The 22,743-nt window shown below is 63.7% G+C and carries 21 protein-coding genes and 2 pseudogenes; 11 read left to right on the top strand and 12 right to left on the bottom strand.

All coding sequences use genetic code 11. From position 1 onward, the window contains the following. The first annotated feature begins 1 nt into the window (after position 1). The 4 genes from ACMGGG_RS07120 to ACMGGG_RS07105 all read left to right on the top strand — a co-directional run bounded on the left by ACMGGG_RS07120 (position 2) and on the right by ACMGGG_RS07105 (position 4,822). Positions 2-1,537 (top strand): inactive transglutaminase family protein, encoded by a 1,536-nt coding sequence (locus ACMGGG_RS07120; protein WP_063544143.1) that lies wholly within the window; start codon positions 2-4, stop codon positions 1,535-1,537. Then, complete coding sequence (locus tag ACMGGG_RS07115) at positions 1,537-2,517, top strand: alpha-L-glutamate ligase-like protein (protein WP_054895449.1); 981 nt, start codon at positions 1,537-1,539, stop codon at positions 2,515-2,517. Before ACMGGG_RS07120 ends, ACMGGG_RS07115 begins: the two co-directional genes overlap by 1 nt. A gap of 109 nt (positions 2,518-2,626) precedes the next feature. Continuing rightward, the gene (pabB, locus tag ACMGGG_RS07110; protein ID WP_414155117.1) at positions 2,627-3,970 is read left to right on the top strand and encodes an aminodeoxychorismate synthase component I; all 1,344 of its coding nucleotides are present in this window, start codon (positions 2,627-2,629) and stop codon (positions 3,968-3,970) included. A gap of 117 nt (positions 3,971-4,087) precedes the next feature. Then, positions 4,088-4,822: a phosphoadenylyl-sulfate reductase gene (locus tag ACMGGG_RS07105; RefSeq protein ID WP_054895447.1), complete on the top strand. Its 735-nt coding sequence runs from the start codon at positions 4,088-4,090 to the stop codon at positions 4,820-4,822. 93 nt (positions 4,823-4,915) lie between these two features. On the opposite strand, the gene cysB is transcribed toward ACMGGG_RS07105, so the two are convergent. The 3 genes from cysB to ACMGGG_RS07090 form a co-directional block, all read right to left on the bottom strand. Then, on the bottom strand, positions 4,916-5,890 hold the full coding sequence (gene cysB, locus ACMGGG_RS07100; protein ID WP_054895446.1) for an HTH-type transcriptional regulator CysB: 975 nt from the start codon (positions 5,888-5,890) through the stop codon (positions 4,916-4,918). A gap of 127 nt (positions 5,891-6,017) precedes the next feature. After that, positions 6,018-6,515, bottom strand: coding sequence for a universal stress protein (locus ACMGGG_RS07095; protein WP_054895445.1), 498 nt, complete (start codon positions 6,513-6,515; stop codon positions 6,018-6,020). 97 nt (positions 6,516-6,612) lie between these two features. Then, on the bottom strand, positions 6,613-7,560 hold the full coding sequence (locus ACMGGG_RS07090; RefSeq protein ID WP_063544137.1) for a putative 2-dehydropantoate 2-reductase: 948 nt from the start codon (positions 7,558-7,560) through the stop codon (positions 6,613-6,615). Positions 7,561-7,676: 116 nt separating this feature from the next. Here ACMGGG_RS07090 and ACMGGG_RS07085 point away from each other — a divergent pair. Beyond that, positions 7,677-8,093: pseudogene (locus ACMGGG_RS07085) on the top strand (PilZ domain-containing protein); the annotation flags it as partial. Between the two features lie 237 nt (positions 8,094-8,330). Beyond that, complete coding sequence (locus tag ACMGGG_RS07080) at positions 8,331-9,407, top strand: 3-deoxy-7-phosphoheptulonate synthase (protein ID WP_054895443.1); 1,077 nt, start codon at positions 8,331-8,333, stop codon at positions 9,405-9,407. A 58-nt stretch (positions 9,408-9,465) separates the two neighbouring features. Here the strand turns inward: ACMGGG_RS07080 and ACMGGG_RS07075 are convergent, their stop codons facing one another. Next, complete coding sequence (locus ACMGGG_RS07075; protein WP_054895442.1) at positions 9,466-9,747, bottom strand: GNAT family N-acetyltransferase; 282 nt, start codon at positions 9,745-9,747, stop codon at positions 9,466-9,468. 502 nt (positions 9,748-10,249) lie between these two features. On the opposite strand from ACMGGG_RS07075, the gene oprI reads away from it, so the two are divergent. Further along, positions 10,250-10,501 (top strand): outer membrane lipoprotei OprI, encoded by a 252-nt coding sequence (gene oprI / locus ACMGGG_RS07070; protein WP_003259780.1) that lies wholly within the window; start codon positions 10,250-10,252, stop codon positions 10,499-10,501. Positions 10,502-10,649: 148 nt separating this feature from the next. Here oprI and ACMGGG_RS07065 read toward each other — a convergent pair whose 3' ends face one another. From ACMGGG_RS07065 to ACMGGG_RS07055, 3 genes and pseudogenes are all read right to left on the bottom strand, one after another. Beyond that, the gene (locus ACMGGG_RS07065) at positions 10,650-11,627 is read right to left on the bottom strand and encodes a L,D-transpeptidase family protein (RefSeq protein ID WP_054895441.1); all 978 of its coding nucleotides are present in this window, start codon (positions 11,625-11,627) and stop codon (positions 10,650-10,652) included. Between the two features lie 101 nt (positions 11,628-11,728). Further along, positions 11,729-12,019, bottom strand: a pseudogene (locus ACMGGG_RS07060) (hypothetical protein); the annotation flags it as partial. 58 nt (positions 12,020-12,077) lie between these two features. Then, on the bottom strand, positions 12,078-12,683 hold the full coding sequence (locus ACMGGG_RS07055) for an arylesterase (RefSeq protein ID WP_414155116.1): 606 nt from the start codon (positions 12,681-12,683) through the stop codon (positions 12,078-12,080). Positions 12,684-12,693: 10 nt separating this feature from the next. Here ACMGGG_RS07055 and ACMGGG_RS07050 point away from each other — a divergent pair, with 10 nt between their 5' ends. Further along, entirely contained in the window at positions 12,694-13,377 is a 684-nt protein-coding gene (locus ACMGGG_RS07050; RefSeq protein WP_063544135.1) for an ABC transporter ATP-binding protein, read from the top strand. Then, entirely contained in the window at positions 13,377-15,884 is a 2,508-nt protein-coding gene (locus ACMGGG_RS07045; protein WP_414155784.1) for an ABC transporter permease, read from the top strand. The genes ACMGGG_RS07050 and ACMGGG_RS07045 overlap by 1 nt, the downstream gene beginning before the upstream one ends. Here the strand turns inward: ACMGGG_RS07045 and ACMGGG_RS07040 are convergent. Continuing rightward, on the bottom strand, positions 15,847-17,052 hold the full coding sequence (locus tag ACMGGG_RS07040) for an MFS transporter (protein ID WP_081255220.1): 1,206 nt from the start codon (positions 17,050-17,052) through the stop codon (positions 15,847-15,849). The two genes, ACMGGG_RS07045 and ACMGGG_RS07040, sit on opposite strands and share 38 nt — an antisense overlap. Before the next feature lie 195 nt (positions 17,053-17,247). On the opposite strand from ACMGGG_RS07040, the gene ACMGGG_RS07035 reads away from it, so the two are divergent. Further along, positions 17,248-18,444 (top strand): PLP-dependent aminotransferase family protein, encoded by a 1,197-nt coding sequence (locus ACMGGG_RS07035; RefSeq protein WP_414155115.1) that lies wholly within the window; start codon positions 17,248-17,250, stop codon positions 18,442-18,444. Between the two features lie 236 nt (positions 18,445-18,680). On the opposite strand, the gene greB is transcribed toward ACMGGG_RS07035, so the two are convergent. The 4 genes from greB to ACMGGG_RS07015 all read right to left on the bottom strand — a co-directional run bounded on the left by greB (position 18,681) and on the right by ACMGGG_RS07015 (position 21,720). Next, positions 18,681-19,157, bottom strand: a complete 477-nt coding sequence (greB, locus tag ACMGGG_RS07030; protein ID WP_414155114.1) for a transcription elongation factor GreB — start codon at positions 19,155-19,157, stop codon at positions 18,681-18,683. Between the two features lie 91 nt (positions 19,158-19,248). Next, positions 19,249-19,557 carry a hypothetical protein gene (locus tag ACMGGG_RS07025; protein ID WP_054892376.1) on the bottom strand — a complete coding sequence of 103 codons (309 nt, stop codon included), beginning with the start codon at positions 19,555-19,557 and terminating at the stop codon, positions 19,249-19,251. A gap of 213 nt (positions 19,558-19,770) precedes the next feature. Then, a complete protein-coding gene (locus tag ACMGGG_RS07020; RefSeq protein WP_054892377.1) occupies positions 19,771-20,205 on the bottom strand; it encodes a DoxX family protein in 435 nt (144 codons plus the stop codon). A gap of 108 nt (positions 20,206-20,313) precedes the next feature. Then, positions 20,314-21,720: a transglycosylase SLT domain-containing protein gene (locus ACMGGG_RS07015; RefSeq protein WP_063544127.1), complete on the bottom strand. Its 1,407-nt coding sequence runs from the start codon at positions 21,718-21,720 to the stop codon at positions 20,314-20,316. A 155-nt stretch (positions 21,721-21,875) separates the two neighbouring features. On the opposite strand from ACMGGG_RS07015, the gene ACMGGG_RS07010 reads away from it, so the two are divergent. Beyond that, positions 21,876-22,673, top strand: a complete 798-nt coding sequence (locus tag ACMGGG_RS07010) for a TatD family hydrolase (protein WP_414155113.1) — start codon at positions 21,876-21,878, stop codon at positions 22,671-22,673. The last annotated feature ends 70 nt before the right edge of the window (positions 22,674-22,743 follow it).

Here is a 22,743-nt window from a genome sequence, read left to right as displayed (position 1 = left end):
GATGCGCTCTCTTACCCTGCACCTGAAAGTCCTGATCACCGTCCTGGTGCTGCTGGGCGTGACGGTCACCTGCTACCAGATCTTCATCCTGGGCATCCCGGTAACCGAAGACGAGACCGACGACCTGTGGAACATCGACGCCAAGGTCGAGTTCGTTGCCAGTCCCAAGGACCCGGTAAAGATCCAGATGTTCGTGCCGCCGCTGAACCGCGACTACGTGAGCCTCAACGAGAGCTTCATCTCCAACAACTACGGGGTCAGCGTCAATCGCACCGATGGCAATCGCAAGGTCACCTGGTCGGCTCGCCGCGCCAGCGGCAATCAGACCCTCTACTACCGCCTGGTCCTGACCAAGCGCTACAGCACCGAAAAAGCCAAGATCAAGGGCCCGACCTTCCGTGACAGCCTGGCGGTCGAAGGCCCCGAGAAGATTGCCGCCGAAGCGCTGATGGCACCGATCCGCCAGCACTCTGCCGACGTCGAGACCTTCGTCAGCGAGACCATCAAGCGCGTCAACAACCCCAACGATGACAACGCCAAGCTGCTGCTGGCCGGCGACAACTCCCCCATGAAGAAAGCCCAGGTCATCGACCTGCTGCTGTCGATCGCCCACGTGCCGATGGAAAAGGTCCACACCATCCGCCTGGTTGCCGACACCCCGCAAAGCCCTGAACTGTGGCTGCGCAGCTTCAACGGCAACGCCTGGCTGTACTTCAACCCGGAAACCGGCGAGCAGGGCCTGCCCAATGACCGCCTGCTGTGGTGGACCGGCGATGAAAACCTGATCACCGTCGATGGCGGCAAGAAGGCCACCGTCACCTTCAGCATGAACAACAGCGAGATGAACGCCATCCGCCTGGCCAAGCTGACCGACGAGAACACCGACGCCGACTTCCTCGAGTACTCCCTGTACGGCCTGCCGCTGCAAACCCAGCAGACCTTCATGATCATGGTGATGATCCCGATCGGCGTGCTGGTCATCCTCGTACTGCGTAACCTGATCGGCATTCAGACCCTCGGCACCTTCACTCCGGTGCTGATTGCCCTGGCCTTCCGCGAAACGCAGTTGGGCTTCGGCATCGTGCTGTTCACGGTGATCACCGCCCTGGGCCTTTCGCTGCGCTCCTACCTTGAACACCTGAAGCTGCAGATGCTGCCGCGCCTGTCGGTGGTGCTGACCTTCGTCGTGGTGCTGATCGCCGCGATCAGCCTGTTCAGCCACAAGCTGGGCCTGGAGCGCGGGCTGTCGGTGGCACTGTTCCCGATGGTGATCCTGACCATGACCATCGAGCGCCTGTCGATCACCTGGGAGGAACGTGGCGGCGGCCATGCAATGAAAGTCGCCGTCGGCACCCTGTTCGCAGCCTCCTTGGCGCACCTGCTGATGACCGTGCCGGAAGCCGTGTACTTCGTCTTCACCTTCCCGGCCGTGCTGCTGATCCTGGTGGGCTTCATGCTGGCGATGGGTCGCTACCGCGGCTACCGCCTGACCGAGCTCGTTCGCTTCAAGGCATTCCTGAAGAAGGCTGACGCCTGATGTTCGGACTGATCAAGACGTGGAAAGCCCTGGAGGCCCGGGGCATCATGGGTATCAACCGGCGCAACGCGGACTATGTCCTGAAGTACAACAAGCGCCACCTGTACCCGATCGTCGACGACAAGATCATCACCAAGGAGCGCGCACTGGCGGCCGGCATCCATGTGCCGGAGATGTACGGCATCATCGAAACCGAAAAAGAGATCGAGAAGCTCGACGAGATCATCGGCGGGCGCAGCGACTTCGTCATCAAGCCGGCGCAGGGCGCTGGCGGCGATGGCATCCTGGTGGTCGCCGACCGCTTCGAGGACCGTTACCGCACGGTCTCGGGCAAGATCATCAGCCATGAGGAAATCGAGCACCAGATCTCGAGCATCCTCACCGGGCTGTATTCGCTGGGTGGGCACCGCGACCGCGCCCTGATCGAGTACCGCGTCACCCCGGACCAGATCTTCAAGAGCATCAGCTACGAAGGTGTACCCGACATCCGCATCATCGTGCTGATGGGCTACCCGGTGATGGCCATGCTGCGCCTGCCGACCCGCCAGTCCGGCGGCAAGGCCAACCTGCACCAGGGCGCGATCGGGGTCGGCGTGGACCTCGCCACCGGCGTCACCCTGCGCGGCACCTGGCTGAACCGGATCATCAGCAAACACCCGGACACCACCAACGCAGTGGATGGCGTGCAGTTGCCGAACTGGGACGGTTTCATGAAGCTGGCTGCCAGCTGCTACGAGCTGTGCGGGCTGGGCTACATCGGCGTGGACATGGTGCTGGACCAGGACAAGGGCCCGCTGATCCTGGAGCTCAACGCCCGCCCCGGGCTGAACATCCAGATCGCCAACGACTGCGGCCTGACCCAGCGTACCCACGCCGTCGAGGCGCATATCGAGGCGCTGGCCAAGGACGGTATCAGCGAAGATGCCGAGACCCGCGTGCGAGTGGCTCAGGGGCTGTTCGGGCATGTCGTCCAGCAGTGATGCCAGCACAGGCCGTCCCAGCAGGGGCGGCCTGCTCCAACTGGTGCTAGGCACTTTTCCTACAGCGGCCTACAATCCCCGTCCTTGATTTTCATCGCCGTCCATTCCGATGCCGACCTGTACGCTGCACCCCCTGCCCTACCAACCCGACCCTGCGCACTACTTCAGCCGCTTGCGCCTGGCCCCCGGCGCCATCCTGCTCGACAGCGCCCGCCCGGTCGCCGAGCGCGGGCGCTTCGACCTGTTCAGTGCCTGGCCACTGCAACAACTGCAAGCGCAGGACGGCGAAAGCGGTGAACACTATCTGCAGCGGCTGCGCCAGGCCCTGGCAGGACTCGGCGAGGCTACATTGCCCGACGATAGCGAACTGCCGTTCGCCGGCGGACTGATGGGCTACCTGAGCTATGACTTCGGCAGGCGCCTGGAGCATCTACCGCAGCAGGCGACAGACGACCTCGGCCTGCCCGATGCGCAACTGGGCCTGTACGCCTGGGCCGCCATCACCGACCACCAACTGCGCACCAGCCAATTGGTGTTCCATCCCGCCCTGGCCGACAGCGAACGCCAGCGCCTGATCCGCCTGTTCGAGGAGGATGACGCGCCACTCAGCGGAACCTTCAAGCTGCTGTCTCCAATGCAGGGCGATCTTCGTGCCGAGCAGTACCACGCAGCCTTCGATCAGGTACAACGCTATATCCACGCCGGCGACTGCTACCAGATCAACCTCACGCAGCGCTTTCGCGCCCCCTGCCAGGGCGATCCGTGGCACGCCTACCAGGCGCTGCGCAGCGCCTGCCCGACGCCCTTCTCGGGCTTCCAGCAACTGAGCCCCGACAGCGCACTGCTGAGCTTTTCGCCGGAGCGCTTCATCCGCGTCAGCCAGGGCGACGTCGAGACCCGCCCGATCAAGGGCACCCGACCACGCTCGGCAGACCCGGAGCAAGACCTGCGCAACGCCCGCGAGCTGCAAGCCAGCACCAAGGACCGCTCGGAGAACCTGATGATCGTTGACCTGTTGCGCAACGACATCGGCCGTACCTGCGAGATCGGCTCGGTGAAGGTGCCGGAGCTGTTCAGCCTCGAGAGCTACCCCAACGTCCACCACCTGGTCAGCAGCGTCACCGGGCGCCTGGCCGCCGACAAGGATGCACTGGACCTGATCGCCGGCAGTTTTCCCGGCGGCTCGATCACCGGGGCTCCGAAGATCCGTGCCATGCAGATCATCGATGAACTGGAGCCGACACGCCGGGCCCTGTACTGCGGCTCGCTGCTATACCTCGACGTGCGCGGCGAGATGGACAGCTCGATCGCCATCCGCAGCCTGCTGGTCAAGGAGGGTCAGGTCAGTTGCTGGGGCGGTGGCGCGGTGGTGGCTGATTCGGCGTGGGAGGCCGAGTACGAGGAGTCGATCGCCAAAGTGCGGGTGCTGATGGAGACCTTGCAGGGGCTATAGCCGATGATCCGCCCGCAAAGCGGGCGTCACCTATTCGAGCCCGTCTACCCCGCCATTTTTTGTTACCATCGACCCATTACGAGCGCACAGCGCCATACACACGATGGAAACCGCCTGATGAGCCAACCCTTCGACGTCGCCGCCCTGGCCGCGACCTATGCCAGCAAGTCCCCGCAGGACATTCTCAAGCTCGCCTTCGAACACTTCGGCGACGACCTGTGGATCTCCTTCAGCGGTGCCGAGGACGTGGTGCTGGTCGACATGGCCTGGAAGCTGAACAAGCAAGTGAAGGTGTTCAGCCTCGACACCGGTCGCCTGCACCCGGAAACCTACCGCTTCATCGACCAGGTTCGCGAGCAGTACAACCTGCCGATCGAGATCCTCAGCCCGGACCGCGCCAAGCTCGACCCATTCGTCAAGGAAAAGGGCCTGTTCAGCTTCTACAAGGATGGCCATGGCGAATGCTGTGGCATCCGCAAGATCGAGCCGCTGCGTCGCAAGCTGGCCACCGTCAGCGCCTGGGCAACCGGCCAGCGCCGCGATCAGAGCCCTGGCACCCGCAGCCAGGTTGCAGCACTGGAGATCGATTCGGCATTCTCGACGCCCGAACGCACCCTGTACAAGTTCAACCCTCTGGCACAGATGAGCAGCGCGGAAGTCTGGGGTTATATCCGCATGCTCGAGCTGCCTTACAACAGCCTGCATGAGCGCGGCTTCATCAGCATCGGCTGCGAACCTTGCACGCGCCCGGTGCTGCCGAACCAGCACGAGCGCGAGGGGCGCTGGTGGTGGGAGGAGTCGACGCAGAAGGAATGCGGCTTGCACGCGGGCAACCTGATCAGCAAGGCCTGAAAACAAACGGGGCAAGCTCGCGCCTACACAAAATCTGTAGGAGCGGGCTCGCCCCGCGACGGGGCCGCAACGCGGCCCCTGCTTCATGCCAATTCAGTGCACGGGTAACTCAACCCCTTCAAACAGCTCTTCGAGCTCCTGCTTGTTGTGGCACTGGATGGCCTTGGCCATCACTTCGCGGGTCAGGTGCGGTGCGAACTTTTCAATGAAATCGCACATGAAGCCACGCAGGAAGGTGCCACGGCGGAAGCCGATCTTGGTGATGCTGGCTTCGAACAGCTCGCTCGCATCCAGGCACACCAGGTCGCTGTCGAGCTTCGGATCAACCGCCATCTTCGCGACGATACCCACGCCCAGACCGAGGCGCACGTACGTCTTGATCACGTCGGCGTCTGCGGCGGTGAACACCACCTTCGGCGTCAGGCCGCGATGGTTGAACGCTTCGTCGAGCTTGGAGCGGCCCGTGAAACCGAACACATAGGTGACGATCGGGTACTCGGCCACCGCTTCGAGGGTCAGCTTCGGCAGCTTGGTCAGCGGATGCCCCTGGGGCACCACCACGCAACGATTCCATTTGTAGCACGGCATCATGATCAGATCGCCGAACAGCTCCAGCGCCTCGGTAGCGATGGCGAAATCGACAGTGCCGTCAGCGGCCATCTCGGCGATCTGCATCGGCGAGCCCTGGTGCATGTGCAGGGATACTTCGGGGTACTGCTTGATGAAGTTGCTGATCACCGGAGGCAGGGCATAGCGGGCCTGGGTATGGGTGGTCGCGATGGACAGCGTGCCCTTCTTCTCGTTGGAGAACTCCTGGGCGATCTGCTTGATGCTTTCGACCTTGCGCAGGATCTCGCCAGCGGTGGTGATGATGCGCTCGCCCGCCGGGGTGACGCGGGTCAGGTGCTTGCCGCTGCGGGCGAAGACTTCTACGCCCAGTTCGTCCTCGAGGAGACGGATCTGCTTGCTGATCCCGGGCTGAGACGTGTACAGGCTCTGCGCAGTCGCGGAGACGTTGAGGTCGTGGTGCGCTACTTCCCAGATATAGCGCAGTTGTTGAAGCTTCATAGATTCCCCTCGAATCAGCGGTAGGTCACCGGCTGCTGGCAGCAACGATTTATAACTATATTAGTGGTAAGAGAAATAAATCTAGAACTATTTTGTTACACCCCAAGGAAAAGACCTACCGCCAGCCTCAGACTTTCCTACGCCCCAAATGCTGTGCCAACGGCACCATGTATACCGGCACCGGGGACAGTTGCAGCAGCCGCACCGCTGTGCGACCAATCGGTACATCGACACCCGCGCCCTCGGCGTGACTGCCGAAGATCAACAGGTCGACCGCCAGGCGCTGGGCCTGCTCCAGAATCACTTGCGCCGGATCGCCCTGGCGCACTCGCACGGCCTTGATCACTGCCAGATCGGCCGCCTCGCCCAATTCCTCACGAAAATTTTCCAGCACCTGCTGCTCGATGTTGGCCATCACCGTATTGACCCCTTGGGAGTGAAGGCGGTCGAGGGTCTGCTCATCGAGATAGCTTTGCAGCAACGACTCGGCGAACTGGCCCATGGGTTCGACGGCGTGGATCACGTACAACTCTGCGTTGAAGGTCCGCGCCAAGGCCAGGGCGTGTTGCATGACGAAGGGCGCATACACGCCGAGATCGGTGGCGTACAGCATGGAACGGATCATTCGGCCTCCTCCACTGCCGCGGGGGCAGAGCAAGCTACAGCTTAGCAGTGCCGTGGAGAGCCGCTTCGCCGTCCGGCGCAGCGGCCAGCCATAGGCTTCAGCCCGCGCAGTTGCGCCGGTCGATGAACGCCAGCGCCTGGTACAGCGCCTCCATCTTCGGCAAGTGGCAACCGGCCTCGCGAGCACGGGCCAGGGGCTCGCCGTAGATCACCTGCAACTCCAGCGGCCGCTGCTGAGCGTGATCGTGGTACATGCTCGGCCAGTAGTCAGGCATCTGCTCGGTGACCCGGAACAGGTGCTCGGCATAGCCCTCCGGCAGGATATGCCCGCAGGCCCGTGCGCCCTCGACCACTTCGGCCATCAGCCCGCGAACCAGCGCGCGGCTGTCGGGATCAGTCATCAGAGGCGTCGTGCTGGCCTGCAGCAACACTGACAGGCCGTTGTACGGCACATTCCACACCAGCTTCTGCCAGCGCGCTTGAGCGAGGTTGTCCATTGGCTGCGAGTCGACGCCCGCCGCGCGGAACAATTCGGCGCCCTCGGCGACGATGGCTGCGCCGCGGTCATCGCTGGGACCGCTGTGGTAACCCAGGTTGACCGCGCCAAGCGCCTGGTGGCGGATCACCCCGGGCGCTTCGCGGTTCACACAGATAAAGCACAGCCCCCCGAGCAGGTGCATGTCATCGCGCAACGCGCCACGCAACTGCTCCTCGACGCCCAGGCCATTCTGCAGCAACACCACCCTGGCACCGGGCGCAGCCGCCTGGACGATCAGCGGTGCCAACTCGGCGTTACTGGTGGCCTTGGTGCCGATCAGCAACCAGTCGCACGGCGGCATGTCGCTGGCCGAGGCATAAGCCTGGACGTCCATCTGCAACTCCCCGTGCACAGCGCTGCGCAGCGTAAGCCCGTGCTCATGCACCACGCCATATTCGCTGCGCAGCAGAAAGTGCACGTCAAAACCGGCACGCGCCAGCATCAGCCCATAGAAGCCACCGATGGCACCGCTACCGATGATGCCGATGCGTTTGTTACGAGGATCCATACCGCTCTCCTGTCGAAGCGATGACTGTCTGTCCGATTTTTACAGCGAATCAGCCGGTTTGCGATCCTTCACTATACTCAGGCGATAAAGGTCAAATAATCGACACGGAGTCGACGATGTGTGGATTTCTGCCTCACCCTGACGGGATTCCGCTCGAGCTGAATCTTCGCCCGTCTCCCAGCCTGTTCCGTCGGCACCTGCATACCCTGGGGCTTGGCGGCATCGCTTGCAACCACCCGCGTGCCTACCGTCGCGGCACTGCGGTGGAAGTGGTCATTCCCTCACTGGGTGCACAAGCGCGTTATGCCGGTTATGTTGCTTGGTGCCAGCAGCTGGATGCAGGCTACCGCGTGGGCATCGCCTTCACCGACGACCAGGCCCTGTTCGGCGCGCGCATGGGTGAGCAGGTTTGCCATATTCATCATTATTGCCAAGTGCACCAGCAACATGACCTGCACGGCGAACAGGCGCAGGTGCTGGCGCAGCAGTGGATCGCCCAGCATGGCGCAGAATTTTCCGAAGCAGCGCTGGTGGGCGAACACTCCCTGATGTCGCCCCCCTCGGCGAGCCCCCTGCGCGATCCTTGTATCGCGATCGGCCTGCAAGGCAGCTCGCGCACGGCCAGGGCACCTTTTCAGCGCTGACGGCCCCCTGCCCATTGTCGCGCCCGATGTAACGCGCTAAGGTTCGGCTCCCCGCTGCGAACAATCTGCTGCTGGGCCGCACGGGGTTTGCTGGCGGCCGGCACCCGTGACCTGACGAGTAACACGATGGCTGATTTACCGATCGATGACCTCAACGTTGCCTCCAACGAGACCCTGATCACCCCCGATCAGCTGAAGAAAGAGATTCCCCTCAGCGCCAAGGCCCTGCAGACCGTGACTGCCGGCCGTGAAGTGGTGCGCAACATCCTCGACGGCAAGGACCATCGCCTGTTCGTCGTGATCGGCCCCTGCTCGATCCACGACATCAAGGCCGCCCACGAGTACGCCGATCGCCTCAAGGTACTGGCCGAAGAAGTCTCCGATACCCTCTATCTGGTCATGCGTGTGTATTTCGAGAAGCCTCGTACCACCGTCGGCTGGAAAGGCTTGATCAACGATCCGTACCTGGATGACTCGTTCAAGATCCAGGACGGCCTGCACATTGGTCGCCAATTGCTGCTGGATCTGGCCGAGAAGGGTCTGCCGACCGCGACCGAAGCCCTCGACCCGATCTCCCCGCAATACCTGCAGGACCTGATCAGCTGGTCGGCCATCGGTGCCCGTACCACCGAATCGCAAACCCACCGTGAAATGGCCTCGGGCCTGTCTTCGGCAGTCGGCTTCAAGAACGGCACCGACGGCGGCCTGACCGTGGCGATCAACGCCCTGCAGTCGGTGTCCAAGCCCCACCGCTTCCTGGGCATCAACCAGGAAGGCGGCGTGTCGATCGTCACCACCAAAGGCAACGCCTACGGCCACGTGGTGCTGCGTGGCGGCAACGGCAAACCCAACTACGATTCGGTCAGCGTTGCCCTGTGCGAACAGGATCTGGCCAAGGCCAAGATCAAGGCCAACATCATGGTCGACTGCAGCCACGCCAACTCCAACAAGGACCCGGCGCTGCAACCGCTGGTGATGGAGAACGTGGCCAACCAGATTCTGGAAGGCAACCAGTCGATCATCGGCCTGATGGTCGAAAGCCATCTGAACTGGGGCTGCCAGGCCATCCCGAAAAACCTGGAAGACCTGCAATACGGTGTTTCGGTGACCGACGCCTGCATCGACTGGGCGGCCACCGAGAAGAGCCTGCGCAGCATGCACGCCAAGCTCAAGGATGTGCTGCCCAAGCGCCAGCGCGGCTGATACGCACCAACGAAAACGCCGGGCAGATGCCCGGCGTTTTTGTTGGTGCGGTGTCGATTCAGGCCTTGGTCGAATGGCGCTGCTGGCGTTCCATGTAACGCTCGACATAAGAGCATGATGGAATGACGGTGTAGCCCATCTGCTCGGCGTACTCAAGGGCCTTTTCAGTCAGGGCCGCGGCGATACCGCGACCGCGCAGGGCGTTGGGGACGAAGGTGCGATAGATATCCAGCGTCTGCTTGCCCAGGTCCATGTACGTCAGGTAGGCACGATGACCGTCCACATTGGTCTCGAACTGATGACCGGCCTGGTCATGGTGGATGGTCAGCGCTTCACTCATCACTACTCCTCGCAGGTCTTTTGGCAGACCTTTGCCTTGACCGATGGTTTATCCGGCGGAGGAACCTCAACGCCACTCATGCCCCTTGGACCCTGGTCCATCAGCAATCGTTCGACGCCCGGGACACCCAAATAGTAGGCGTGCAACGCGGGATTGCTCAAGGTGCACAGGGCTAAAAATTCCATGAAAGCGGGTTGGGCCGCCGGTGCCGGTCGACACCAAACAGCCTGCCGGATGTTCTACGGGTTAAGACGTTTGAGGACCGTGAAAGTCACCCTTAGTTCAACAAAAAGTTTCCTTGGTACAACCGCTTGCGTCCGATTTGCATGGCCTTCCCACTTTCTTTACAAACCCCGTCACACGCGGCCCCTGGCAACATTTTTTTTGCAGTTCTTGCGCTCTGTCAGTTTACTTACTACAAGTAATGGGTACTATGTACGCCGGCCAGTTTCTCTTTTCCGAGAGATGGCTATTTAATAGAAAGTCCTTGAAGGGGAACACGATGAACAACGTTCTGAAATTCTCTGCTCTGGCTCTGGCCGCAGTTCTGGCTACCGGTTGCAGCAGCGTATCCAAAGAAACCGAAGCTCGTCTGACTGCGACTGAAGACGCAGCAGCTCGCGCTCAAGCCCGTGCTGACGAAGCCTACCGTAAGGCTGACGACGCTCTGGCAGCCGCTCAGAAGGCTCAGCAGACCGCTGACGAAGCCAACGAGCGCGCTCTGCGTATGCTGGACAAAGCCAGCCGCAAGTAATAATCCTCACGGATTGTTATGGAGCCGGCCCACTTGTGGGTCGGCTTTTTTATTGCCCGAAGAACGCCCCTTCTCCACGCCACTCCCGTCACCCGAAAACAAAAAGGCCCGCACGATGGCAGGCCTTTCGGTTCACGCAGGCAAGGGCTTACTGTAGCTCTGGCGGGATGCTCGACACCATCGGTGCGGCACCCTGGCCATTCACCGGGACGGCGATTTCGACCGGCATGCCATCCTCGGCGGCCACCACGTCACGAACCATGTCCCAGTTCATGCGCAGGTTGTTGGCCAGGTCTTCACGCTTGAGCAGCGCATTGATGACGGCCGTATGTTTGTCGACCACCGACGGATTTCCGTGGTCGTCCAACGGCGTGTGAGCTTCGAGATAGACTTTGCCACCACTCACACCGAACTTGTAAGGCTCGTTGATGATCCGCACCGGGGTGCCCACCGGCACCATCTTGGAGAGTGCCACAACATTGTTGTTGAGCATGCGGAAGCAGCCATGGCTGGTGCGCATGCCGATGCCGAACTTCTTGTTCGAGCCGTGGATCAGGTAGCCCGGCAGGCCCAGGGTGAACTTGAACGGACCCAGCGGGTTATCCGGGCCAGCCGGCACGACGGCAGGCAGGATATCGCCGTCAGCGGCATGTTCGGCGCGAATCGAGGCCGGCGGCGTCCAGGTCGGGTTTGGTGTCTTGGCGGTGATCTTGGTGATCGCGATCGGCGAACCCCAGCCTTCACGACCGATCCCCAACGGGAAGGTGTGCACCACGTTCTCGCCTTTCGGATAGTAGTACAGGCGGTACTCGGCCAGGTTGATGACGATCCCCTCGCGTGGCCCGGGTGGCAGGACGTAACGGGTCGGCAGGATGATTTCGGTACCGGCGCCAGGCAACCAGGGATCGACGCCCGGGTTCGCGGCGATCATCTCCAGGTAACCCAGGTCGTTGGCGGTGCCGATGTCGGCGAAGGTGTCTTCGTACTTGGCCTTGATCGTCCGGACCTGGCCGACGACGTCTTCGCCGGGCGGTGGCAATGGCAGCTCCAGCGCGACGGCAGGGCCGGTCAGCAGCAAGGCGGCCAGGGACAGGCAACGGGTGACGGCGGGAAAGCGCGGCAACATCCGGTAAATCCTTCGAAAGAGGGTTCAAGACATTCGATTGTACACCCGCCCGGATTCAAGCGGGAGGCATCGGCAGGCGTTGCAAGGGTTACAAATGATGAAAGGTGAGCTGAGAGCTCCGGCCACACCGGACGCGTACCCCGCCGCTGGGCATCGAGAATGGCCCGGCATAGCGGGCACAGGCGTTCGTCGCGATAGACCGCGCGCTCGACCGACGACCAGCGCGGCTGCGCCGGCAGCAGGCCGCCACACAAAGTGCGGTCGACCGGAGCGCCCAGTTCGAGCTGGCGGGCGGCGAGATGGACACGGACTTCCTGGCAGGCGAACAGGTCGAGCTGCTCGTCGGGCTCGATCAATTGGTAGGCATACAGGGACCAGGCGGGGCGTGGCATCGGGGGCACTCGAAACGGGGGGCGCAACATTAGCCGAAAGCGGCCCCCGATAAAAGCGTCAGAGCAAGGGTTTTATCGTCGGCCAGGCATTATCGAGCAAGCGCTGCTGGGCGCCCTGGGCCGGATGGATGCCGTCGGCCTGCATCATCTCCGCCACCCCACCTATGCCCTCCAGAAAGAACGGCACCAAGGCCACCTTCTTTTCCTTCGCCAACTGCTCATAGACCCGGGCGAACGCGGTGGTGTAGCGCACGCCATAATTCGGTGGCAAGCGCATGCCGAGCAACACCACCTTGGCGCCGGCCTCACGGGAGCGATCAATCATCGAGGCAAGATTTTGTTGCAATTGTTGTGGCGGTTGCCCACGCAGCCCGTCGTTCCCGCCCAACTCCAGCACCACCAGATCAGGCTTGTGCGCTGCAAGCAGCGCCGGCAGCCGCGCCTGGCCACCTGCGCTGGTGTCGCCACTGATCGAGGCATTGACCACACGGTCGGTGAAACCCTCGTCCTTCAGGCGTTGCTCCAGGAGCGCGACCCATCCCTGGCGGGTATCCAGGCCAAAACCGGCACTGATACTATCGCCGACAACCAGCAACGTTCCCGCCGCCGCGCCCTGGGCCAGGCAACACAGGGCCAGACCGGCACTCAACCACCACATTCGCATCGGATTCTCCATGGGCCCCAGCATTCTCGTTGCGCAGAACCTTAGCAAAGTGGTCCCCAGCGCGGAAGGCGACCTCACCATCCTCCACCCGCTTTCTCTCGACCTCGACCAGGGCGACAGCCTGGCCATCGTCGGTGCATCCGGCTCGGGCAAGTCGACCCTGCTCGGCCTGCTCGCAGGCCTTGACCGCCCCAGTGATGGCAGTGTCGTGCTCGCCGGCCACGACCTTGGCCCCCTGGACGAAGACCAGCGCGCACGGGTGCGTGCCGAACACGTCGGTTTCGTGTTCCAGTCGTTCCAGTTGCTCGACAGCCTCAATGCCCTGGAAAACGTCATGCTGCCCCTGGAGCTGGACGGCCGCCGCGACGCCCGCGAACAGGCCCGCACCCTGCTCGAACGGGTCGGCCTGGGCCAGCGCCTGAGCCACACCCCACGCCAGCTGTCCGGCGGCGAGCAGCAACGGGTGGCGATCGCCCGTGCGTTCGCGGCGCACCCGGCAGTACTGTTCGCCGACGAGCCCACCGGCAATCTCGACAGCCATACCGGCGAGCGCATCAGCGACCTGCTGTTCGAGCTCAACAAGGAACGCGGCACCACCTTGGTGCTGGTGACCCATGACGAGCGGCTGGCCAAGCGCTGCCGTCGCCTGATCCGCCTGGACGCCGGACGCCTGGTGGCGCCCCTGGAGCCATGATGACCCGCCTGCCGTTCATGCGCCTGTGCGCCCTGGCCCTGCGCCAACTGCTGCGTGACGCCCGCGCCAGTGAAGTGCGAGTACTGTTCTTCGCGCTCCTGGTGGCCGTCGCCGCCAGCACCGCCATTGGTTACTTCGGCGCCCGCCTCAACGGTGCCATGCAATTGCGGGCCAGCGAATTCCTCGCTGCTGACCTTGTGCTGCAAGGGTCGTCCGCCGCCCAGGCGGCGCAGATCGATGCCGGTACTTCGCGTGGCCTGACCCACGCCCGCGTGGTGGAGTTCACCAGCGTGGTGGCCGCCGATGCCGGTATCCAGTTGTCGAGCATCAAGGCCATCGACCCGGCCTATCCACTGCGTGGCCAACTGCGCAGCGCCGCCACGCCCTATGGCAGCGAGACGCCCGGCGGCGGGCCGGCGGCCGGCGAAGCCTGGGTCGAGGCGCGCCTGTTGGCGGCACTGGGGCTCTCGCTGGGCGACAGCATCGACGTCGGCATGAAGACCCTGCGCATGACCCGCGTGCTGACCTACGAACCGGATCGCGCCGGCAACTTCTACAGCCTCACCCCACGCGTGCTGATGAACATCGCTGACCTGGACGCCACCGGCGTGATCCAGCCAGGAAGCCGGGTCACCTATCGCGACCTGTGGCGCGGCGAGCCGGACACCCTGGTGCAATATCGCCAGGCGGTGGAGAAGGATCTTGCCGCCAACCAGCGGCTGCTCGACACCCGGGATGGCAACCGCCAGATCGGCGGCGCCCTGGGTCGCGCCGAACGCTACCTGAACATGGCCAGCCTGGTCGCGGTGCTGCTGGCCGGTGTGGCCGTGGCGCTGTCGGCCAGTCGCTATGCCGCCCGCCGCCTGGACGCCAGCGCCCTGCTGCGCTGCCTGGGGCTGTCACGACACCAGGCGCTGGGCCTGTACTCGCTGCAACTGGCGATGCTGGGGCTGGTGGCGGCGCTCGCCGGCGCCCTGCTTGGCTGGCTCGCGCAACTGGGTCTGTTCGCCCTCCTGCAGGGGCTGCTGCCCAGTACCGTTCCGCCGGGCGGCATCGCCCCGGCACTGGCTGGCATCGGCACCGGCCTGGTGGCGCTGGCCGGCTTCGCCCTGCCTCCGCTCGCCGCTCTGGGCCGGGTACCGCCCTTGCGCGTGCTGCGCCGTGACCTGCTGCCGGTACCGCCCAGCAGTTGGCTGGTCTATGGCGCCGCATTGTTCGCCCTTGGCCTGATCATGTGGCGCCTGAGCCTGGACCTGCTGCTGACCTTCGCCCTGCTCGGCGGCGGCCTGATCGCCGCGCTGCTGCTTGGTGGCCTGCTACTGCTGGGCCTGCGCAGCCTACGCCGGTTGCTGGTCGGCTCGCCGCTGCCCTGGCGCCTGGGGCTGGGTCAGTTGCTGCGCCATCCGCTGGCAGCCGCCGGCCAGGCGTTGGCCTTCGGCTTGATCCTGCTGGCCATGGCCCTGGTCGCGCTACTGCGCGCCGAGCTGCTGGACAACTGGCAGGCGCAACTACCCAAGGATGCCCCCAACCACTTCGCGCTGAACATCCTGCCAGACGAGCGCGAACCCTTTGCCCAGCGCCTGCGCGAGGTCAATGCCACCTCGGCGCCGCTGTACCCGGTGATCCCCGGGCGCCTCACCCACATCAACGATCAGCCGGTACAGCAGCTGGTGAGCAAGGAATCTACGGGCGATCGTGCCGTGCAGCGCGACCTGAGCCTGACCTGGGCCGCCGAACTGCCCCAGGGCAATGCCTTGAGCCAAGGCGATTGGTGGCAGACGCCCCCGGCGACCGACGGGCCACCCGCGGTATCGGTAGAAGCCGAGCTGGCCGCAAGCCTCAAGCTCAAACTGGGTGACCTGCTGACCTTCGACATCGGCGGCGAGCACCGCCAGGCACGGGTCAGCAGCCTGCGTACGGTGCACTGGGACAGCTTCCAGCCGAACTTCTACATGATCTTCCAGCCCGGCACCTTGCAAGGTTTGCCCGCCACCTACCTGACCAGCTTCTACCTCGCGCCCGGGCACGATACCGACGTGGTCGCCCTGTCGCGGGCGTTTCCGGCGGTGACCATCCTCCAGGTCGATGCGTTGCTGGGGCAACTGCGCAGCATCCTCGCCCAGGTCACCTTGGCGGTGGAGTACGTACTGCTGTTCGTGCTCGCGGCGGGCCTTGCGGTGTTGTTCGCCGGCCTGCAGGCCACCCTGGACGAGCGTATCCGCCAAGGCGCGCTACTGCGCGCCCTGGGCGCCGGCCGTGCGCTACTGGTCAAGGCCCGGCGCATCGAGTTCGGCCTGCTTGGCGCCGCCAGCGGCCTGCTCGCTGCCCTGGGCTGCGAACTGATCACCTGGGCCCTGTACCGCTACGCCTTCGACCTGCACTGGGCGCCGCATCCCTGGCTGCTGGTACTGCCCGTGCTGGGCGCGGTCCTGGTCGGCGGGGCCGGTGTCTTCGGCACCCGGCGGGCACTCAATGCAACGCCACTGAGCGTTCTGCGCGAGACCTGAGCCGACGGCGCATGCTCGCCGTGCCTGTAAGCACGGTGAGCAGCACCATCGGCGCGCCCACCAGCCATGCCAACTGGCTCACATCCAAATGCGGCCAGTGGCTGGCAAGAAAGCCATACGCCGCACCGCTGACCATCTGCAGGAAGAAGAACTGACCGGTGGACAGCCCGATATCCCGCTGCACACAACGCAGCAGCCCTGCCTGGGTCGCCGGAATCACCATGCCAGTGCTCAACAGGATTGCCATCATCGGAACCACGAACGCTCCCGCCACCGGCCCTGCCAGGTGAACGGCCAACCACAGGCCAACCCAGCCGACAGTACCAACAGCGGCCCCGACGGCCAGGATCAGCGCCAGATCATGCTGGCGACTCAGGCGCCGGGCCAGAAAGCTGCCGGTGACATAACCCAGTGCACAGATGGCGATCAGCGCGCCGTATTCGAATGCGCTGAACCCCAGGACAACCTGGAAGGCGTAGGACGATGAAGACAGGAAGCCGAAGTAGCTCATCCAAACCAGGCTAATGCAGGCTGCATGAAAAACGAACGCAGCGTTGCCCAGGTTGCGTCCGTACACCCGCAGCACCAGGCCCGGAGTAACGCCCTGGCCTGTCCCCGGCAGGCTCGGCACCAGGCGCCAGAACACCAGCAGTACCAGCAGGTTGAATACCCCCACCAGCCCCAGAATCCCGCGCCAGCCAAACTGCGGTAGCAAAGCGCCACCCAGCAACGGCGCCAGGCACGGGGTGATGGCGATGGCCGAAGCCAGCGTGGTGAGAATGCCCATGCGCTCGCGCTCGGTGAACACCTCGCGCACCACCATACGGGTGGTCACCGTGCCGACGCAGCCGCCCAATGCTTGCAGCAGGCGGCCGATCATGAAGGGCAGGAAGGACGTGGCGCTGGCCGCAAGCCCGGTACCGCACGCTGCCAGCAGCAGCCCGCCCAGTTGTACTGCCCGCGGGCCGTAGCGATCACACAGCAGCCCGGCCAGCACCATCGACAGCGCATAGCCGACCATGTACATCACCAGTGTGCTCTGCACCTGGCCAAGGCCAACCTGCAACTGCTCGGCCAGTTGCGCCGAGGCCGGCACCATGATGCCCAGCCCGACCTGCGGCACTACCACTGCGGCCAGCAAGGCCACTGACAATCCGGGCCGGTTCATGGCTGCACCCGCGAAGCAAAAGACAATCGGACGGGCGAACGCAGCCCCACCGCAATACGCATGATTCGATGTTCCTTGAATGAAGGTCGGGGACGCCTGCAGGCACGACGCAAAGGCTCTGCGTCACGCGATTGAGGTTAGGGGCGGCGCTGCATAAGATGAAGGCCCATTAGGCCTTCCCGAATATGGACCACTATGGCCAGAGGCAAACAAGCCATTGCCCTAGACCTCGCCCTGCCGTTCGAACTGTCTGCCGGTAGCGCTACCGGCAAGCACCGGCTGCTGCATGGCTTTCTCCAGGAGCTGGTGGTCAGCGGCCATCTGCCACCTGGCACCCTGCTGCCCTCTACACGCACGTTGGCAAAGCGCTGGGGCGTGGCGCGTGGCACGCTGGAGGCGGTGTTCGAGCAGCTCAAGCTGGAAGGCTTCATCGAGCGGCGCCAGGGCGCAGGGTCGCAGGTCACCCTGCAACTGCCCGATACCCTGATCGCATCCGGCAATCCGGCCGGCCAGGCGTCGCTATCGCGGCCGATGCCCGACCCGCAGTCGGTGCAGGCGCAGGTGCAAGCGCGGGTCCCCTTCGTCGCCCGCCTGCCCGACCCGAACTTGCTGGAGCAGCATCTTTTCCCGGCACGCCTGGACGGCGCCGGTCTGCTTGAAAGCCTCCCTGCGCAGGGTGACCCACGCCTGCGCCAGGCCATCGCAGCGCACTTGAAGCTCTATCGGGGTATCGACTGCGAGGCGGATGACATCCTGGTCACCCACGGCATTCGTCACACCCTCGACCTGTTCAGCCGCGTACTGCCCAAGCACCGAGCGCTCGCCGTTGAGGACCCAGGCTATGCCTGGGCCAGGCGGATTTTCGAGCGTTCGGGGCACAGGCTGTTCAGCACGCCGCTCGACGAACAGGGCCTGCGCGTCGATGCCCTTGCCGACCATGAAACACTCGGGGCGGTACAGGTTACGCCCGCCCATCAAGCGCCACTGGGCATCTGCATGAGCGTCGAACGCCGCCAGGCCCTGCTCGACTGGGCGCAGGCACGGGATGCGATAATCATCGAGGACGATTACGACAGCGAGTACAACTATGCGAGTGCACCGCTGCCGGCGATCAAGGCGATCGACCACCACGACCGAGTGCTGTTCTGCGGCAGTTTCAACAAGACCTTGTTCAGCAACCTGCGCCTGGGCTTTGCCGTGGTTCCCCGGCGCCTGCACGCCGAAATGCTGGACACGCTGACGATCTCCGGGCAGGCGCCTGGCGCCCTCGGCCAGCGGGCGCTGGAGCAGATGCTCGGCAACGGCCAGTATGCACGCCACCTGCGCATTGCCCGGCAGACCTACCAGCAGCGCCGCGACCTGCTCATCGACAGGCTGCGCCTGGCACACTGAGGTGCGGATTGCAGGCGAGCAGTCAGGGCTGCATTTCATCCTCTGGTTGCCTGAAGGCTGCAACGAACAGCAATTTTGCCAACAGGCCCACGAGCAGGGCCTGATGCTTCAGCCGCTCGGACTGTTCACCCGTGAACATGCCTGGCCGGCGGGCGTACTGGTGGGCTACGCCTCGTTGAGCGAGGCGCAGATTGCGGTGGCGGGGGACACATTGGGGCGGCTGTACCTGAATGCGCTCACTGGGCGCCGTAGTGGATGCGATTGATGTACCAGGTCGTTTCGCCCGTGGGCGTTTGCACCAGCACCTCATCGCCCTCTTCTTTTTTCAGCAGCGCACGGGCCATGGGCGAGTCGATGGAAATGTAGTCGTTACGGCCGTAGATCTCGTCGTAACCGACGATGCGAAACGTCAGGGTTTCGCCGTCGTCGTTCTCGATCTCGACCCAGGCACCGAAGAACACCTTGCCTTCCTGCTCCGGGGAATAGGCGACGACTTTCACATCCTCGAGGCGCTTGCGCAGGTAGCGGACTCGCCGATCGATCTCGCGCAGCAATTTCTTGTTGTACTGGTAATCGGCATTTTCGCTGCGATCCCCCAGCGACGCAGCCCAGGTCACCTTCTGGGTGATCTCGGGGCGGTAGACGCGCCACAGGTGATCCAGCTCCTTCTTGAGGGCTTCATGACCTTCGGTGGTGATGATGTTGGTACTCAAACCGCTTGCTCTCCTCGGCACAGCCACAGCAGGCGCCTTGGGCCTGCCGGGTTACCGAGCTTAACCAAAAACAGGCGCCGCCACACCTCGCTCAGCGGCGGGTGATCAGGCCCTGGCGTGCAATGCGGGTCAACTGGCCGATGATCTCGCCGGCATCCTCGCCGATCGGGGCTTGGATCACAGCGAGGTCAAAGCGGTCGTTGGCGTAATGGGCAAGGTTGCAAGCCGCCTCGGCGAACTGGATGAGGAAGGCACGGGCCTGGCCCTTGCGGCGCGAAAAGCCGTCGAGATTACGCAGAAGTGTGGGTTGATGCTGGCCACCGAGCAGGATGCGCGGTGTGCGGGATGCCTGGTCAGCAGGCAGTGGGGTCAGGCAAACACTGGTACGTGGGCAACTCATGGTGGTATCTCTGCGCCTCGCGAATCCCGCTGGGCAGCGGTGGGAGGCGTCACCGAACCAGCGCTTTAGCGGTATTTCGGATTGCCCTGGGGCCTCTCCTGCGCCCCGCAAGTAGCTGTTTAAATCGGCGCAAGCGGTATCGTAGAGCGTCGAACGGCAAGCTGCAAGTGGGCGTTCACTTGCAGCTTGCCGCAGGCGGGTTGCAGCGAGATGTCAGCGGGCGATCAGGCGATCCAGCGACAGGCGCCCTGCCCCTTCGACCAGCACCGCCAGCGTGCCGCCCAACAGCGCCAGGGCGAACTCGTAGCCGTTGTTGGACATGAACAGGCCATTGCCGATGTGCACCGAGAAGATCGCGACCACCAGTGTCACGCTCAGCGCCAGCGCAGCCGGGCGGGCCAGCAGGCCGAGCAGCAGTGCCAGGCCGCCAAAGAACTCCGCGCTGCCCGAGAGCAGGGCCATTAGATAGCCAGGGGCCAGGCCAATGCTCTCCATCCATTGACCGGTGCCTTCCAGGCCATAGCCACCGAACAGGCCGAACAGCTTCTGTGAGCCATGCGCCATGAAGATGATGCCGACCAGGATGCGGATGATGCTGAGGCCGAAACCGGCGCGGGTGACGAACAGGGCGTTGAGGGAGGGATTCATTGGGTGAGCTTCCTTGAAATGTCAGGTTGGAATGGCCGCCATCTTAATCAAATTAGCGAATAAGAAAACCGCAAAAAACCCAACAAACAAATCGAAAAAGTCGATTTATCAGCGTTTCGCGACCCGCTCCAAGGCGCTGCGCTCCCGGTTGAATGCCAGGAAGTACTTGTTGACGCTGTTGACGAAGTTCACCGGCCCCATCCCCACCTGCTCCATGGCGATGCGCTCGGTCTGGAAAAACCACTGGTTACCGTTGAGGCCACGGCGACGGGCCTCGGCGCGCATTGCCTGGACGCGTTCCGGGCCGAGGTTGTAGGCGGCAAGAATGAAGGCCATGCGCTCACGCTCATTGAGCTGCGGGCTGGAGAAGAACTTGCGTCGGATCAGCGCGAGGTAGCGCGCGCTGGCCTGAACGTTGCCGTCGACCGTAGCCGTATTGCTCACGCCCACCCGTTGCGCGGCGGCCGGGGTGATCTGCATCAGCCCATGGGCGCCCCCTGTACCACGGGCCTTGGGATCGAATGTCGACTCCTTGAACGCCAGGGCCGCCAGGTTGAGCCAGTCGATCTGCTGCTCGGCGCCGTGCTTCTGCAACACCGCGCGCAGCGACTCCAGGCGCTGGCGGTCCTGGCGGGCCAGCGGATTGTGCACGCGGTACTGGCGTCGATAGATGCGCTCGAAGGCTGCATCCTGGTTGTCCGGCGCGCGGTAAACGGCAAGGAAGCGGTCCACGCTGGCCAGCAACTGCTCGGCATCCTTGCGCACATACCAGCGCATGGCCTGAGGTTGGCTCAGACGCAACTGGGTGTCCAGGCGCAGCTTGGGCATCACCCGCGCCCAGCGCTGGGCGATGGGGCGCTCCACTACAGTCAGGTGATAGATGCCGGCCTGGACCATCTCCAGTACATCTTCGACTGCCAGAGTCGGGTCGACCCACTCGATCTTCACCAGCGGGCGCTTGCGCAGGGCCAACTGCTGGTTGATCTGCTCGATCACCGCACCGGCAGCGCTGGCGGTGGTCAGGGCAATGGTGCGTCCGGACAGCTGCTCGACCCGGCTGAAGGCTCGCTCACCCTTGCGTCCGACCAGCAACAGCGGCACCTGGTCAAGCACCGGCGCACTGACTCCGACGCCCTGCACCAGCCCCGCATCGAGCAATTCGCCAGGCGCGGCAAGGTCGCCTTCACCGCGCTGCAGGGCACCTATCAGTTGTTCCTTGGCGCGCGGGACGATCTGCAGCGTGATTTCCTGACCGTCCGCGACCCGCGCATTGAGAAAATGCTCCAGCGCGCGCAGGCGATAGTACTCGATACCCACCGGTTCGCCCTTGACCTCGCCTGAGCTGTTGCGGCTCTGGTTGACCAGCACCCGCAACACCTTGCTCGCTCGAATCTGCGCAAGGTCGCGACTCTGGCTCGCCGGCACATGCTGCAACGGGCCGGTTTCGCGGGCGATGGCAGGCGCTGCGGCGATCAGCCCGAGCAACAGCAAGGTCGTCAGCAGGGTTCGCAGCATGAAGAAGGGTCCAGAAGTGGTTGGCGAAACCATGCGCCGAGCGGTGCGCATGACAAATGACGGCAAGAGACCATGGCAAACGTTTGAAGTTCTTGGTTTTTCTGCGAACTTGCAGATTTTGCTATGCTGGCCGCCCCGCGGCACGAGGTAGCACCATGCAACTGATCGATATCGGCGTCAACCTGACCAACACCAGCTTTCACGACCAGCAGGCGGCGATCGTCGAACGCGCCTTGGCCGCCGGCGTGGCGCAGATGGTTTTGACCGGCACCAGCCTTGCCGTCAGCGAAGAGGCCATGCTGCTATGCCAGCGCCTGGATGAGGCAGGCCAACACCTGTTCAGCACGGCCGGCGTCCACCCTCACGATGCCAGCCATTGGGAAGGCGCCAGCGAACGCACCCTGCGCGATCTGCTGGCTCAGCCGCGGGTGCTTGCCGTGGGTGAATGCGGGTTGGACTTCAACCGTGACTTCTCCCCCCGTCCACAGCAGGAAAAAGCCCTGGAAGCTCAACTGGCCCTGGCCGCCGAACTGCAGTTGCCGGTCTTCCTGCATGAACGCGATGCCAGCGAGCGGCTATTGGCAATCCTCAGGCACTACCGTGACCAGTTGCCAGCCGCCGTGGTGCATTGCTTCACTGGCGAGCGCCAGGCGCTGTTCGCCTACCTCGACCTGGACCTGCACATCGGCATCACCGGCTGGATCTGTGACGAGCGACGCGGGACGCACCTGCATCCACTGGTAGGCAATATTCCCGAAGGCCGACTGATGCTCGAAAGCGATGCGCCCTACCTGCTGCCGCGCACCCTGCGGCCGAAACCGAAGAGCGGACGCAACGAACCGGCCTTCCTGCCTGAAGTCCTGCGTGAAGTCGCCTTGCACCGGGGTGAAAGCCTTGAGCACTGCGCCCAGCACACCACGGCCACGGCCAAGGATTTCTTCAAGCTCCCTTGACGCATGTCATGAAGGCTTCGCGCGCGAACGGACACAATGATGGCACCTTGCCAATAATGTTTCCGCTCAA

This window comes from Pseudomonas sp. BNK-44-b, assembly GCF_047456245.1.
Lineage (GTDB): Bacteria > Pseudomonadota > Gammaproteobacteria > Pseudomonadales > Pseudomonadaceae > Aquipseudomonas > Aquipseudomonas machongensis.
The sequence above is the reverse complement of the archived record's forward strand: the minus strand, read 5'-3'. Positions and strand labels throughout refer to the sequence as shown.